Origin of the sequence: Francisella hispaniensis FSC454, from assembly GCF_001885235.1 — a bacterium.
Lineage (GTDB): Bacteria > Pseudomonadota > Gammaproteobacteria > Francisellales > Francisellaceae > Francisella > Francisella hispaniensis.
Genome location: NZ_CP018094.1, coordinates 1 through 16,037 on the forward strand (window position 1 = coordinate 1; position 16,037 = coordinate 16,037).

A 16,037-nucleotide genomic window follows, 5' to 3' on the forward strand; every position below is an offset into this window, starting at 1 on the left:
ATGAAACAAATATTTAAGATTCTTATTGGTCTAAGAGATTTTGTTCTAGAAGAGGAGCTTAAAATGCTTTTTATAGAAGATGAATATCAGTGTGACTTTGTAGAAACTGCTAATCATATGATTGATAAGGTTTGTAGTAAATATAACCTAATTATATTAGATAGTAGTTTAGAAAGTAATTCAGATCAACTAGAACAACTATCATTATTAGATATAACAAAAATAATAAGAACTGATTATAATATACCTATAATTATTCTAAGCAATACTAACAAAGACCTAGATAAGATAGCCGCTCTTCAGGTTGGGGCCGATGATTATTTTACAAAACCTTTAAATTATATGGAGGTTTTTCTTAAATCTAAGAATATTATTAAGAGAGTAGTTACTATAACTGAAAATCCTTTAAAGTTATATAAGTTTTCTAATTGGCTTCTAAATTGTAATAAAATGATATTAGAAAATATTAATTCAGGTGAAATTGTTAATTTAACTACACATTTATATAAAATCTTAATTTGTTTTATAGAAAATAGAGGAATGATTTTAACAAGAGAATTGTTAATGGAAAAGATTAATCCGGATAAATATGATATATATGATCGTAGCATTGATGTTCAAATAGGCAGATTAAGAAAGATTCTAGAATTTGACATTAGGAATCCTCAGATTATAAAAACCAAAAGAGGAGCTGGTTATATGTTTGATTCAAATATTCAAAAGATATAAATTTAAAAATATACAATAAATCCAATTGAATAATCTCAAAATCAAAGTAACTTTACTTTCAGATAAGAATTTCAAGAGCATAAATGACCAAATTATCAAAATATAATATATATTGAATAATAATTTACAGTTACATATTAGTGTGTTTAAAGTTGTAATTTAGACATATTTGTAGTGAATAATTTCTCCATGATCTTTTTGATCATATTCAGTTAATCTTTAAAGTTAAAATAAGGAGAAAATAATGGCTTTAGATGGACTTATTAAAACCCCAGAAGTTGATAAAAGTTTAATTGGTAGCGTTCTAGGTGCAGTAAATATGGATCAGCTAGTAGCAGGTCCTTTAAAAGCAATGGTATCAGCTCAAGTTGATGCATCAAAGAGTTATATTGATTTTTTAACAACAGTATGTATTAAAGATGGTAAAGCTGTTGCTGTTGATTTTACATATGAAGAAACTCTTTTAGATTCACAAGGACTACCTATATATAAAAAGAATGATCAAGGTTATTTGAATAATAAAAATGAGATTTTTTTACTAGTTGAACAAGGTAATAAAGAAGAAGCAACTCTAAAATTAGAAGGTGCTCAAAAAATTTTTGATGCTGCTAAAGAAGAGCTTAATTCCGCAGATGATGATAACAGATCTATAGCTCAGGAGCAATTTGATAAGGCAGTAGCAGAGCTTAGAGAAGCAAAAAAAGAGTTTGAGTCTTCTAATGTAATAGTTTATAAAAAAGCAAGTGATAACACTGTAGTCACAGCTGCAGAGCTACCAGACATTTTAGCAGAATATGGTGTAGCAAAGACAGTTTATAGAACTATTAAAGTTCCTTTAATGACAATGATTACACATCCTTCTATTGCTATTGAAGAAGGTAACATTACATTTGATATGTCTATTACACAAATGGCCGAAGATAACTCAAGTAATGAGTTAAATGCTGAAACAGAAATGGGAATAAAACATGGTCCATTCACTATGGGCGTAAAAGCTAAAATATCTCATAAATCTGAACAAACTCGAAAAACGGATACAACAGCTAAATACCATGTTGACGTTAAAGTAAAGAGACAAGATCCTCCTGAAGCATTAAACAAAGTACTAGATTTAATGATGAATGGTATTAATCCTATTCGTGTCGCTGAACCTAAATAAATATAATAACTAAATAAGTAATTATAAATATTTAGATATGAAATAATTCTTCAACTGAGATTTAAGAACAATACAAATTAATAGAATTATATTGTTTACATAATAATTAGATTATTTATTTGATATTTTATTATCAAAGCAAGGAAGTTATACATATTAGGTCTAACTTCTTTTCGTTGTTTCATGTCCCAAAAGCCTTGATTCAAAACAGCAAAATTAGATTTAAAATCTTTATATTTTTTTATATCAACGTAACAAAGCTTTTCTAGTTCTTCTTTAACTGACTCAGATAACTCAAAAAAACCGCCACCACTGCGAATACTAAGGTAATTTGATAGCTCATCAGCATTATCGTTAATAAACTTTTCTATAGCTTCGTATTCAGCAAATAGCTGCTTTTGTTTTTCTTTTTCTTGTTGCGTTGTTATCATTTGTTGTTGCCTCTTAAATTCAACTTGAGATTCAAGCTCTTTATTCTCTAATGTTCCTAGAAAAAAAGCTGCTGGAGTAGTTTTAATAATACCAATATCAACAGCTTGCTTAGTAACCTCTATAGCTTCATTTATAGCATTGATTGAATATGATTCCTCTATTTCTACAACTTTTTTTGCTCTTATTCCCCAAGATGTTAAAATAGTCTCAAAATAAGACTCTTCATTAATGTCTGAAATGTTAAAACCAAAAAGGTTTCCTTCATCATTATTATCAGTCTGATTAGTTATTAGTGGTTTATCTTTGTAGTCAAAATCAAATCTTATTTTGTTAAATGAACGACCCTCTTTTATTAATTCATAAGAAAAATTAAATTCTGTAGAATTATTAATTTCTTTAGATATTACGTCTAAAACAAATTCTCTAAATTGTCTTACCATTTTATATTTATTACTAATACCCATTTTTGCTTTATATTCATTTATAGAAATAATAAATGATGTTTCGGATTGTTTATAACTACTATCTTTTATAATCTTTAAAGATAAATACGTGAATATGGAATAACTATTTTTTAATCTAGCAATACTTTCAAAACTAACTTTAGCGTATTTCACAAAAGCTAAAAGTCTTGGTAATGCTGTTGGATTAGCATATAACTTTAATTCTCCAGCTGAATTATTATATTCTATTAAATTAAACCATGTAACAGATATACCTGACTTCTCGTCTTCTGGATATAAAGGATGTGGAATATGAATAGCTTTCGATATTAATGATTTTCTAATTTTATTTATTTCTCTAGATAAATGCTCTTTTCGTACACCAGTTATAAATATAAAATCTTCTTTTTTAAAAGTGAATGATTTAGGTGTCTTCTCTATATATTTTTCTAACTCAAGATTATCAAGATCTTTATCTGGCAAATATACACTATATTTTTCTAATTTGGAGAAAAACAACATAATAGTTTTAATTTCATATGCTGTCCAATTATGCTCTGACTTAATATCAGCAAAGAGACTAGTTAAATAAAATGTTTTTGACACTATATCATTAAAGCTTTTATCATTCATGTTTTAATATGACACCTTTTCATACTTAAATAAAAGTTTTTTTTATTTATTTTATTTAAGTTTATTATCTAACCAAATTCTTTTATTATCTAACCAAATTCTTTTATTATCTAACCAAATTCTTTTATTATCTAACCAAATTCTTTTATTATCTAACCAAATTCTTTTATTTAATCCTCTGTATAGCTTTAAATATAAAGGTTTTGTATATCCTTAATATTTAATAGTTTAATATATAAAAACAAACAATGAGCATTTTATAAAAATGCTTGTCTGTTTTTCTTTTTTTCTGGTTTTCATGATTATATACAAATATCATATTTGATTAAATTGGAACTAAGCAGGAAATAATATTAACTAGAGATAATAGTTTAATGGAAAGTGTTAATTTTCACAACTTTGTTGATAATTGTTCTTTTGTAAGTTTAAACATGATAATCACCTTTATCTATTCTAAGATACCATCTAAAAAAGTATCTTTTTTCTTTTTGTGTGATTGGTGATATTTATACTTTACTCAAAGCTTCTAAAAATTCTTCTTTCTTGACATAGATATATCCCATACAAATACCCTTCTCATAAAGTCTACGAAAAGATATTTACAAACAATCAGTATTCATTTTTACAAATTTTTAGATCTTTCATAATATCTCCTATTTAAAATCTAACTTTCCCAAAAAAGATTATTGAGACTATAAAACTATACTTAGAAATTTAAAAGCTTTGAGATTAGTTTTCTAGAGAAAAATTCCTATAAAGAAACTATTTAGGGGATGTTTAAAAATAATTTTAATTTTTGATATCAAGCTATCCAAATACAAGTTATCTAATACGAATTATGTAAAGCTTGTTCAACAGCTAAAGGATTTTTTTCTATTACTTTTAAAAGTACTAGACTTGCTCCAGTTGGAGATTTAATTTTTTGTTCCCAGTTTTGTAAAGTCCTAAGACTTATATAAAATTTCTCAGCAAACTCTTGTTGTGATAGATTTAATTTGTGTCTTAATGCTTTTATATCTATATCATCAAATTTAGTAAGTCTTGGGTTTACTTTTTTATTTCCTTTTGAATGTTCGATAGCTTCTAACAAACCATCTTTAATATCTTTAAATGCACTCATACTATCACCTCGCACTTTTCTTTAATATTTCAACTAGTTTTGCTAATTCATTTCTTTCTGCTTTAGTTAGATTAACCTTTTCATTTTTCATAAAAGCGGTTATTAGATAAAGAGGTAATATCTCATTATAAAAATAATATATTACTCTTACTCCCCCACTTTTACCTTTATTACCTACAGACCATCTTAGTTTTCTAAGCCCACCAGTACCCTCAATAACATCTCCAGCCAACGGATTAATTGCTAAGAATTTTTTTAAGTCATCTTGCTCATCTTCACTTAGCTTTTTTTCTATTTTTCTTATATAAGTTGGTAACTCTGCTATTGTTATCATGATAGGGGTAAATAATTATCTATTTTGATATTATACGCCAATGGAGTATATAAATCAATAGAGTAAATTTTTCAAAATATTATTTTACAAAATTAGCAAGTTAGCATAATTTGAGTAAAAGGTGATAAAAATGGATAAATTCAAAAGGTTAACAAATGTTATTATTGTATATATGGCTCTCATATTAATAAATTATATTCCATATTCTTTTTATAAAGAATGGTACGAAACATATTTTGATTTTTCTTAGTAGGAACTGGAGTGTTAGCAATTATTACTTTTGTAATATATATAGTTATAGATGAAAGAAGTCGTAAAGATTAATAGAAAATGACAGGATATTTTATAGAAGTTACCAATATAGACTCTATAAAAGAAAATATTTTGTATACTAAATATCTTAATGTTGAAGTAGAGTTTACCTTAATTAATAGTCTTATAGATCAAGATAATATATATTTAGTACCAATACTAGGGAATATAAATTTAATATTATAAATATTTTTACATTTAATAATTTCTAAAAACTCTATAATAATGATCTGTATTTTGTATTAAAATATAAACCTTCCATTAAAGAAACTATTCAGGGAACATTTTACAGTCTCACTTACTAATATGGTAAATATAGTAAATATTAGAATATAATGTAGCGTAGAGAAAGAAGTTGAGCTTTAGTTACAAATATTTAATAATCGCTAAATTATAGCTATCTTTTAGTTTTTATACACTCTTATTTAATAATTAAATTAGCTTAGCAGACATAGTTCTGTAACAAATTTATATTTAAATTTAAAAATATTAATTTAATTATTAAAGGTAATATATGTATTTTGAAAAAAAAGAATATAATAAAATTTATCAAGAAATATTAGAGATAGGAGATTTTTATGATATTAGGAGAGAAATTTTATGTTCTATTAATGAATATATGCATTATTTGAATAAATTTGATAGTAAAGATAAATTAGTTCATGATGTTATACTTTTTAGTAAGAAAATAGCTTATTCAAACACAATAAAAGAATTAGAAGAAATACTTTTTTCTTTTTTTGAAGATAAGTAGGTTCTGTGCACAAAAAATCTAAATTAGATTGAAAATAGCTAAACCGTTGTTATTTAAAAGTTGTAAGACAATAAATTCAACGGTTTAGCAAATGAATTATCATATAAAAGAAGTATTTTGGTCAAGTATATTATCATTCTTAAAATCACAAAAAGGTATACATACCAATGATGAAGACAAATTTAAGATTGTTTATTGAAGCAATCTTTTATGTATTACGTACAGGCTGCCAATCGAGAATGTTACCATTTTATTATGGTAAATATAGATCAATACATAAACGTTTTAAAGATTGGTGTGATAAAGGTATATTTTCTAAATTATTTAAATCAGTTCAAGATCCAGATTTACAAGAAGTTATGCTTGATTCAACCATAACGAGAGCACATGCCTGTGCTACGGGATATAGCAAGAATGATAGCCAAGCAATTGGTAGATCAGTTGGAGGAATAACCACCAAGATTCATACTATGACTAATGCTTTAGGCAACCCGCTGGGAGTATTACTGTCAGAAGGTAAAGCACATGATAGTAAAGTAGCTACAGACCTACTACAGAATGTATATAATACAAAAGTTATTGCTGATAGAGCATATCACTCTAATGAGATTAGGAAACATATTCAAAATATATCCTCTAAAGCTGTTATTCTCTGCGAATCAAATACTATAAACCCTATAGCTTTTGATATTCAAATATACAAAGAAAGACATTTGATAGAAAGCTTTTTCTCTAAAATTAAGCATTTTAGAAGAGTATTCTCTAGGTTTGATAAAACTATTTCAGCATATTTAGGGATGATTAAACTAGCTTGTACTCTTTTTTGGTTACGATGAATATTTATTTTTGTGCACAGAACCTACATATAGTACTTACTTTATATTAACCTCAGTTCTATAATTATTTGATGTCTAAATATTTATAATTATTAATTAATTGGGTTAATAATAAACAGCCATAAGATGAGTAAAAGCATTGTTTATGGACCTATGTCTTGTATGCCACAAAGTTAGATTATTTTTGAGATAATCAAAAATAGTCTCAATGATCGATCTTTTAGCTAACATAGTTTTTTCAAATCTAGATCTAGGAACTTTTTTCATATTCTTTTTTTAAAGTGGTTATAAACTTTAAGCCTTGTTGCTCAAGTAGTTGAGCTTTGTCTTTAGAAATATAACCTCTATCACCAAATACTAATCCTTTAAGTCCATGACATAATTTAGTCAAGAAACTCCTATCATCTTTATTTCCTGGGCTAATATTGGTACTAACAATTTCACCAATATGGTTAGTCAGTAAATGAAGCTTGAAACCAAAGAACCATCTAGTACTAGTCTTACCTTTAGCTGCTAAACCCTTAAACACCTTGTGTCTTGACTCTCTTAAATTATGACAAACAGGTAATTTAGTAGCATCTATACTGTATATTTGCCACGGTTGCTTGATATAAATGCTATTAACGGTGACATTGCTATATCTATTAATTCTACAAAACGGTTATAAGATGGAGCTGTAGGAAAGTAATGTTTCCAGTAAATTTTTATAAACTCAACATAGTAAGTTTTAAAATCTTTATATCTAACAGCTTGATACATGATCAAAATAGTCATTATTTCACTTAAAGTTAAATTTGGCTTGCTTCCTACTTTTTTCTTTTTGTAATTAATTGACTTGCTTTGTAATTTTTTATGATAAATAATACAAAAGTCGTCTATACGACAAAAGGTTAAGATAAGCTGATCTATCATTATTAGTGGTTTTTTAACGGTTTTTCGCTTATTTTAACCTAAAAATATTCTCGAACCTTTAGTTTACAATACTTTTAATTCCGAACTGAGGTTATATAAGTGATTTTTTACAATTAAATAAATTTTTTACTGTGTATCAAAAATAAATATTCACTTGTAACTAGGTCCCATAAACAAAAAATTATTTAAGCCAAATAAAAATACTAGCTAATCTTACAAAACCAAGAAAAGCAGAGCGAAGTATTATTTTAAATCTATAGAAAATCCTTCTAAAATACTTAATCTTAGAGAAAAAGTTCTTAATCAAATTTCTTTCTTTATATGATTTATTTTAACTTTTATATTTAATCTCTAAATAACTGTAATTTAACTTTTACTACTAATATATGAAACTTGTATAAAATTAAACATTAAATAAAAATAATTTTTACCTTGAATTTAATAAAAATTGTTAAATATATGTATGGTTTCTATATTAAATCTGATAAAATTTATTGTCATATAATATAAATTCAAATCCTATTCATGAAAAATAAAACAAAATCTATAAAATTGTTACTAACTAATAATTATGTTAATTAATAAATTTTTTCAAAAGGACATATATGAAAGAAATTTATAAATCATTAAGCTACTTTTATAAAAGTGATAAGTGTATTAAAACATCATTCCTTAATTATATGAATGATGAAGAAGTTATCATAGATCTCGTTAAAAATAACGAAATCAATAAAGGATTTCGTATTTTATATAATACATTAGTAACATATAATAACTTATATTTCCAAAAGTAAAATCTTACTTGAACTTAATAAAAACCTTCAGATTTTATAGAAATATATACTAAAATTAATGATGATCATAAATCAGTTTTTCGATTTGTCAAAGGAAAATTAGTTGATTATAATGCTACTTTTGTTTTTAAAATATACAGAAAACTTTTTCAGATGATAAAATGATTATTTTCTTGCCTCAATAGATAAAATAGTAGAAGAAACAACAAATATAATTGATTTTGATGTTATGTATAACAGTTTATCTAGTCACCACAAAAGTCTTTATTTTCACAAGGTGAAACAAAAGCTTGTTTATATGTCAAATAATTTATTTAATTTTAAGGACATTTATATCATACTAGAAGCCATCATAAAACGAATTTGTTCAAAGAGTTAAACACAGGTTTGTAAGTTTAACTAGTATTAATGATTTTTACCATCTTTGATTGTTTATATTTCCTCATAATTATATATATACAGAAAGTACATATTTAGAATTAGTCAAATTAATCCATAATTTAGGAGACTATAAAGATGTATGTTCTATATTAAATGCTTCGCAGCAAAAGGAATTTTCTAAGAAAGTTCATTCGTCGAATTTTTGATTCCTATTCTAAAATGGTTGATTTTATATTTATAAAATTATTTAAGTTAAAATTTCAAGAGTATAAATTTATAGATAGTCAGCTAAATAAAGTGGTATTATAAAACTGCTTTTGCTAAAACTTATAAAGATGTCTACTTGCAAAAGTCCTATCTAAGATAACATAATATTTTGATAAATTCCAAAACTTGCTCTAACTATCTTTTAATTTACGTATCTTATTTATTAGCCTTTTTGTCGCCTTTTAGAAACTTCTATAGAGTAAGAGATCATCATTAATATAAGTTGAAATCCATTATTTATAATTTTGGATAACTTGTCTATAATACTTTCTGTACAATTAAATATTATAGATTCAGCACTATAAGTAACTTCTCTATTATTATTTTTGGTAAGAGATGTTGTTTCACTTATATTAGAATTAATATCAAGTACATTATCTGCTATATTTAAAGTATTTCTTTTATTATTATGTCTGATATGTATCATTATTATAAGTATCATCTTTACTTTTGATATTAGAATTTCTATAATTACTAGTGTTTGCGTTATTCCTAGCAAAACTTAATCCTGCTTGAGCTTGCAACTGACTTGTGCTAGCATCAAAATTTAAAATTTGATTCTCCACCAATTCCACCAGGGATAAGACTACCGCAACTTGAGGTTATAAGACATAAAATAATTAATATAGTTTTTCATAACTTTTGTTATGTATTCAATCATATCCAATATTTTAATAATAAAATATGAATAAACTGTTACTGATATGATAATGCTATTACAAATTTGAGATTGAGGATATCAAATCTATTTTATAGTAACATCAGAAATTTATTTTTCTTATTCTAAAGAGACTTATTTTAATCTGATATTATTCAATTATATTTATTAGATATTTTAGAATTATATTGAATTATTTCTGATTTATACATTATCTTGATATTTTGATTAATATTACTAGTCAATATTTTGATATCTACAAAAATAGTGTACTTTCAATAATTATGTCTGAATTCTTAATATTTTTATCAGAACAAAATTTTGTGAAACTGCCAAGTATAATTATGTGGATATTCTGATTAATATAAGTATTTTATATTTCAATATATTCTAATATTTGTATTATATATGAATGCACTACAGATTTACTATCGCTCGAACACTATTTATCTAAAATGTTTAATAAAAAAATTACTGAATTAATTGAGCTAGTCTTTGATAGTAGCCATTTGCTTTCATTGCCTTTAATATTGAAAGAAATTCAGCTTATCTAGGCATTCATTACTTGTCTCAAATACAAGTTTAACTATATTTTCTACAACATTACACTTTGTCATAATGTAGCAAATTATTACGACAATTGCTAATGCAACAAATTCTCTTTATAATTTCTTTTTTAGTCCATTTTTATTCTTTTAAATATTTATTTTAAGTTATTTGACTTAAATAATTTACGCAACTTATTTGATAATGTATTTTATTTAAATTTAGCAACAATCTCTTCAAACTGATCACTGTCTAAGCTGCTTAAATAGCGAGTTGCTATTTTGACAAATGTCGGAATTGGATGTTTTACTTATTGTGCTTTTGATGGAGATAGAGTTTCTATTAATTGCTTTTGTTTCTTCATCTAAAGAAAATGTAAACACGTTTATATTTCTTTTTTTCTTCTGAAGTGATTATCATTGGCAGAACGTGATCACTATCTACTGAATTAATAAATTCCTCTATGCTAGCTTTTATTTTGTCTGTTTTAGTTTCATATTATTTCCTTTAAATAGCTTATATAACTTAATATTTTAAGTAAGTTATGTATGCTTTGTAACTTACTTAAAACTATAATTTCTTCTACCACTTTTTTTAATTTCTTTAGCTGCTTTATCGTTGTTTACTTCTAACACCTTTGCCTAAGTATACAGTATCTCTATATACCTTACGATTACTAGTGTGGATTCTAATAAATAAAATTCAGGAAACTCTTTTAGATATTTTCAGCTTGTATTCTCTCATCAATCAAGTGGTGTGTAGGACACATTGAGAACTATAACAAATGTTTTTAAGTTCTCATTTATCGTTTTAGCAGTTTCTACGATCTCTGCTTGATTTTCAAGAGTATCTAAATCGTATTGAGAAGGTCTTACAGGAATTAATAAGCAATCGGCTACTAGCATACCAGTCCGTTGTTCTTTTGAATCTCTACCAGCACAATCTATTATTATATAGTCGTACTTTTTTTAAGGTCTTTTTATGGCTTGAGAAATATTATCAGCTACTTTAAGCAGAGGAATGTTTAATAGTTTCTTCATCACTTTCTAATCTGTATTGGACCCATGACGTAGTAGAATTTTGTTTGTCAGAATCTATCAATATAACATTTTTGCCTAAATGTTTTAAGTAGCAAGCAATATTAGTTGCTATTGTTGTCTTACCAGCACCACCTTTTGACCGCCAACTAAAAGTATCATATCATCTCCTTCATTTAATTACATAACTCAAATAACTTGCATAATATATGTAATTTATTTGAGTTATGTAACGATTGTCTCATAATGTTATACTATTTCAATAACTTATTTTAACTATACAATTGACTTAGTTTCTTAAAATATATAATACATATATTATATATATTCATTGATGGATAATGATTTTTAGGTGGAATTTAGAAAACCTCAAAATTATAGATGAGAGAGATATTTCATTTGATATTATACAATAGCAACAGCCAAAAATACTTTAGATTTTATTGATATTATGTGAAGAATTTCTATTTGCTATTCAAATAATTCAAAATGATAGAGGTAGAGAGTTTTTTGCTATCGATGTACAAAAAAATTGATGTCATATGGTATTAAATTTAAGCCAAATAAAGCCAGGTTATCCTCACTTAAATGGTAAAGTAGAGAGAAAGATTCTCTATCTGAATGGTAAATATTTTATAATTGGCATAGACCTCATGGATCTCTTACAGATATAGTAAATTAGCTTAAAGATAAAGCTCTTTTATGGGATGAGGTTAATGATTTATACTAACCCAAAAAAGAGCATAAACAGGTTCCTGTATATACTGTTGAATTAGCAATGAGAAAGTTGAAACCATGTCTATGAACCTCACAAAATAATCTAATTATTATGTAAACAATATAATTCTATTAATTTGTATTGTTCTTAAATCTCAGTTGAAGAATTATTTCATATCTAAATATTTATAATTACTTATTTAGTTATTATATTTATTTAGGTTCAGCGACACGAATAGGATTAATACCATTCATCATTAAATCTAGTACTTTGTTTAATGCTTCAGGAGGATCTTGTCTCTTTACTTTAACGTCAACATGGTATTTAGCTGTTGTATCCGTTTTTCGAGTTTGTTCAGATTTATGAGATATTTTAGCTTTTACGCCCATAGTGAATGGACCATGTTTTATTCCCATATTCTGTTTCCAGCATTTAACTCATTACTTGAGTTATCTTCGGCCATTTGTGTAATAGACATATCAAATGTAATGTTACCTTCTTCAATAGCAATAGAAGGATGTGTAATCATTGTCATTAAAGGAACTTTAATAGTTCTATAAACTGTCTTTGCTACACCATATTCTGCTAAAATGTCTGGTAGCTCTGCAGCTGTGACTACAGTGTTATCACTTGCTTTTTATAAACTATTACATTAGAAGACTCAAACTCTTTTTTTGCTTCTCTAAGCTCTGCTACTGCCTTATCAAATTGCTCCTGAGCTATAGATCTGTTATCATCATCTGCGGAATTAAGCTCTTCTTTAGCAGCATCAAAAATTTTTTGAGCACCTTCTAATTTTAGAGTTGCTTCTTCTTTATTACCTTGTTCAACTAGTAAAAAATCTCATTTTTATTATTCAAATAACCTTGATCATTCTTTTTATATATAGGTAGTCCTTGTGAATCTAAAAGAGTTTCTTCATATGTAAAATCAACAGCAACAGCTTTACCATCTTTAATACATACTGTTGTTAAAAAATCAATATAACTCTTTGATGCATCAACTTGAGCTGATACCATTGCTTTTAAAGGACCTGCTACTAGCTGATCCATATTTACTGCACCTAGAACGCTACCAATTAAACTTTTATCAACTTCTGGGGTTTTAATAAGTCCATCTAAAGCCATTATTTTCTCCTTATTTTAACTTTAAAGATTAACTGAATATGATCAAAAAGATCATGGAGAAATTATTCACTACAAATATGTCTAAATTACAACTTTAAACACACTAATATGTAACTGTAAATTATTATTCAATATATATTATATTTTGATAATTTGGTCATTTATGCTCTTGAAATTCTTATCTGAAAGTAAAGTTACTTTGATTTTGAGATTATTCAATTGGATTTATTGTATATTTTTAAATTTATATCTTTTGAATATTTGAATCAAACATATAACCAGCTCCTCTTTTGGTTTTTATAATCTGAGGATTCCTAATGTCAAATTCTAGAATCTTTCTTAATCTGCCTATTTGAACATCAATGCTACGATCATATATATCATATTTATCCGGATTAATCTTTTCCATTAACAATTCTCTTGTTAAAATCATTCCTCTATTTTCTATAAAACAAATTAAGATTTTATATAAATGTGTAGTTAAATTAACAATTTCACCTGAATTAATATTTTCTAATATCATTTTATTACAATTTAGAAGCCAATTAGAAAACTTATATAACTTTAAAGGATTTTCAGTTATAGTAACTACTCTCTTAATAATATTCTTAGATTTAAGAAAAACCTCCATATAATTTAAAGGTTTTGTAAAATAATCATCGGCCCCAACCTGAAGAGCGGCTATCTTATCTAGGTCTTTGTTAGTATTGCTTAGAATAATTATAGGTATATTATAATCAGTTCTTATTATTTTTGTTATATCTAATAATGATAGTTGTTCTAGTTGATCTGAATTACTTTCTAAACTACTATCTAATATAATTAGGTTATATTTACTACAAACCTTATCAATCATATGATTAGCAGTTTCTACAAAGTCACACTGATATTCATCTTCTATAAAAAGCATTTTAAGCTCCTCTTCTAGAACAAAATCTCTTAGACCAATAAGAATCCTACTATTGTAAGCTATCACAATTTACCTATAATAACTTGGTTCACATAAATACTAAGCTATCAAAAAGGAATCTAATAAAAAGTCTTTTAATGCTATTTATAATAATTATTAATTATTTTTTAATTATAATCTACGTGTTTTAGAAGTTATTCTAGATCTAATTAATTTTAAGTATTAAAATTGATTGCAAAAGACATATACCAACTGAAGGATAAAAATAATCATTTAAGTACTAATTACCAAAATTTTTTGAAAAAAGTTATTAAGTATATTTAAATATTTTTTGCGAAAAAAACACACTTAACTATATGGAATATTATATATCAGAAACAAATTGGTCAACTATTTTAAAATTTTTAAAATCTCAAAAAGGTCTACATACAAAAAATGTTTTTAAACTTAGAAGATTTATAGAAGCCGTCTTTTACATTCTCAAAACAGGTGCTCAATGGAAATACCTTCATAAAGAATATGACTGTAGCAGAGCATTGCATAAGCGTTATAAATACTGGGCTGACAAAGGTGTATGGTGTGATTTAATGACTTATGTTTCAGAGGTTGACTCTCAACAATTTATGATTGATTCATTATCAGTAAAATCTCATGCTTGTGCATGTGGATATGAAATAAATGGTAATGAAATTCATGCCTTAGGCAGAAGTGTTGGTGGACTTTCAACTAAGATACATACCTTGACTGATGCTCTAGGAAATCCTGTGAAATTTATGCTTACAGCTGGTAATGTACATGACATTGTTCCTCTTTAGAGCTTTTAGACGGCATAAAAATGCTCATATTTTAGCTGATAAAGCTTATTTTTCTGAAGAAAATATAAAAATCTTAGCTGAAAATGGAAACACTGTTGTTATCCCAGCCAAATAAAATTACACAAAAAAGCATAATATTGATTGGCATATTTACAAAGAAAGACACTTAATTGAGAACTTTTTCTCTAAAATTAAGCATTTTAGAAGAATTTTCTCTAGATTTGATAAGACTTGCTCTGCATTTTTGGGATTTATTGCTTTGACAAGTACTCTTATTTGGCTAAGATAATTTTTTGTTCATGGAACCTAATAAATGTCACAAATAATGGGTAGGTAAGATTTATAATTCTTGTCAGAATTTAAAGATTTTTCGCTTATTTTAACCTAAAAATGCTAATAAACCTTTAATTTATAATACTTTTAACTCGGTATGAGATTAAATAGATATAAAATCTCACAAACATACTAACAGATTTTATAGTTACAGTAGATTTACATAAAAGAGATTTTATATAAATATTATTCACGAATAATCTGTAACATAGATAATCTTGTTTTTAAAGAATATGGCGATTTTCAAAAAAAAAGAAAATAAACCTTTAACAGCTCAAAAATTATCTGATATTATGAGAGGATTACAGAATTCAGCTCTTTCAGTTAATAAATTAATCGCTAGACATCATCTCAATACTTTATCAAGATTTTTCGATGAACAAGAAGATGGAAGTCTTAAAGCAAAAATGGTTAATGTTAATTTAACTGATGACTATTCTATACAAGTACCTTTAGTATCTTTGTATTCACCAGCTAATATTACTTTAAATAAGATGAAAGTAAGTATGTCAATGAAGTTTCAATCAGAGTTCTTAAAAGAGATTAAAGATAAAAATCTTGAACAAGGAACTTCTTTTGGTTCTTTTGATGTATCAATAGGACCAAAAGACGTAGATTCTACAAAGTCAAAGCGTAGGCCAACAGATATTATAGATTTTGAATTAGAATTTATAGCAAAAGAATCTCCAGAAGCTCTAAATAAAGTTATAGATGAATTTACAAAACTTATTATTCCATCCATTAACAACTGTGAAGATAAATCTAATTTATAAAAGGCTAAGTAAAA

At 25.9% G+C, this 16,037-nt stretch carries 13 protein-coding genes and 6 pseudogenes; 7 read left to right on the forward strand and 12 right to left on the reverse strand.

Annotated elements, in window-relative coordinates:
* Both FSC454_RS09425 and FSC454_RS10135 read left to right on the forward strand, forming a co-directional pair.
* Positions 1-729 carry a winged helix-turn-helix domain-containing protein gene (locus FSC454_RS09425; RefSeq protein ID WP_071794848.1) on the forward strand — a complete coding sequence of 243 codons (729 nt, stop codon included), beginning with the start codon at positions 1-3 and terminating at the stop codon, positions 727-729.
* 244 nt (positions 730-973) lie between these two features.
* Positions 974-1,888, forward strand: a complete 915-nt coding sequence (locus FSC454_RS10135; RefSeq protein WP_066047535.1) for a DUF2589 domain-containing protein — start codon at positions 974-976, stop codon at positions 1,886-1,888.
* Positions 1,889-1,983: 95 nt separating this feature from the next.
* Here the strand turns inward: FSC454_RS10135 and FSC454_RS09435 are convergent, their stop codons facing one another.
* The 3 genes from FSC454_RS09435 to FSC454_RS09445 all read right to left on the reverse strand — a co-directional run bounded on the left by FSC454_RS09435 (position 1,984) and on the right by FSC454_RS09445 (position 4,850).
* The gene (locus FSC454_RS09435) at positions 1,984-3,396 is read right to left on the reverse strand and encodes a replication initiation protein (RefSeq protein WP_066046878.1); all 1,413 of its coding nucleotides are present in this window, start codon (positions 3,394-3,396) and stop codon (positions 1,984-1,986) included.
* Between the two features lie 826 nt (positions 3,397-4,222).
* Entirely contained in the window at positions 4,223-4,516 is a 294-nt protein-coding gene (gene nadS / locus FSC454_RS09440; protein ID WP_066046876.1) for a NadS family protein, read from the reverse strand.
* 4 nt (positions 4,517-4,520) lie between these two features.
* Complete coding sequence (locus FSC454_RS09445; RefSeq protein WP_066046874.1) at positions 4,521-4,850, reverse strand: type II toxin-antitoxin system RelE/ParE family toxin; 330 nt, start codon at positions 4,848-4,850, stop codon at positions 4,521-4,523.
* Positions 4,851-5,676: 826 nt separating this feature from the next.
* On the opposite strand from FSC454_RS09445, the gene FSC454_RS09450 reads away from it, so the two are divergent.
* Both FSC454_RS09450 and FSC454_RS09455 read left to right on the forward strand, forming a co-directional pair.
* On the forward strand, positions 5,677-5,916 hold the full coding sequence (locus FSC454_RS09450) for a hypothetical protein (RefSeq protein WP_066046872.1): 240 nt from the start codon (positions 5,677-5,679) through the stop codon (positions 5,914-5,916).
* Between the two features lie 91 nt (positions 5,917-6,007).
* Positions 6,008-6,752, forward strand: a pseudogene (locus FSC454_RS09455) (IS5 family transposase).
* Between the two features lie 64 nt (positions 6,753-6,816).
* Here the strand turns inward: FSC454_RS09455 and FSC454_RS09460 are convergent.
* From FSC454_RS09460 to FSC454_RS10145, 5 genes and pseudogenes are all read right to left on the reverse strand, one after another.
* Positions 6,817-7,664 (reverse strand): annotated as a pseudogene (locus tag FSC454_RS09460) (IS982 family transposase).
* A 1,605-nt stretch (positions 7,665-9,269) separates the two neighbouring features.
* Entirely contained in the window at positions 9,270-9,533 is a 264-nt protein-coding gene (locus tag FSC454_RS09470) for a hypothetical protein (RefSeq protein WP_071794850.1), read from the reverse strand.
* Entirely contained in the window at positions 9,514-9,672 is a 159-nt protein-coding gene (locus tag FSC454_RS09730) for a hypothetical protein (RefSeq protein WP_156860537.1), read from the reverse strand. Before FSC454_RS09730 ends, FSC454_RS09470 begins: the two co-directional genes overlap by 20 nt.
* A 1,381-nt stretch (positions 9,673-11,053) precedes the next feature.
* Positions 11,054-11,266 (reverse strand): annotated as a pseudogene (locus FSC454_RS10140) (division plane positioning ATPase MipZ); the annotation flags it as partial.
* Positions 11,267-11,318: 52 nt separating this feature from the next.
* Positions 11,319-11,477, reverse strand: a pseudogene (locus FSC454_RS10145) (AAA family ATPase); the annotation flags it as partial.
* Positions 11,478-11,753: 276 nt separating this feature from the next.
* Between FSC454_RS10145 and FSC454_RS10255 the strand changes: the two are divergent.
* Positions 11,754-11,952 (forward strand): annotated as a pseudogene (locus FSC454_RS10255) (IS481 family transposase); the annotation flags it as partial.
* A gap of 325 nt (positions 11,953-12,277) precedes the next feature.
* Here the strand turns inward: FSC454_RS10255 and FSC454_RS10150 are convergent.
* The 4 genes from FSC454_RS10150 to FSC454_RS09495 form a co-directional block, all read right to left on the reverse strand.
* Positions 12,278-12,481, reverse strand: coding sequence for a DUF2589 domain-containing protein (locus tag FSC454_RS10150; protein WP_071794851.1), 204 nt, complete (start codon positions 12,479-12,481; stop codon positions 12,278-12,280).
* A complete protein-coding gene (locus tag FSC454_RS10155) occupies positions 12,472-12,657 on the reverse strand; it encodes a DUF2589 domain-containing protein (RefSeq protein WP_425268619.1) in 186 nt (61 codons plus the stop codon). Before FSC454_RS10155 ends, FSC454_RS10150 begins: the two co-directional genes overlap by 10 nt.
* 238 nt (positions 12,658-12,895) lie before the next feature.
* On the reverse strand, positions 12,896-13,192 hold the full coding sequence (locus FSC454_RS09490) for a DUF2589 domain-containing protein (protein WP_071794852.1): 297 nt from the start codon (positions 13,190-13,192) through the stop codon (positions 12,896-12,898).
* Between the two features lie 244 nt (positions 13,193-13,436).
* The gene (locus FSC454_RS09495; protein ID WP_071794853.1) at positions 13,437-14,168 is read right to left on the reverse strand and encodes a response regulator transcription factor; all 732 of its coding nucleotides are present in this window, start codon (positions 14,166-14,168) and stop codon (positions 13,437-13,439) included.
* Positions 14,169-14,458: 290 nt separating this feature from the next.
* Between FSC454_RS09495 and FSC454_RS09500 the strand changes: the two are divergent.
* Both FSC454_RS09500 and FSC454_RS09510 read left to right on the forward strand, forming a co-directional pair.
* Positions 14,459-15,206, forward strand: a pseudogene (locus FSC454_RS09500) (IS5 family transposase).
* Positions 15,207-15,483: 277 nt separating this feature from the next.
* Complete coding sequence (locus tag FSC454_RS09510) at positions 15,484-16,023, forward strand: DUF2589 domain-containing protein (RefSeq protein WP_066047295.1); 540 nt, start codon at positions 15,484-15,486, stop codon at positions 16,021-16,023.
* Positions 16,024-16,037: the final 14 nt, after the last annotated feature.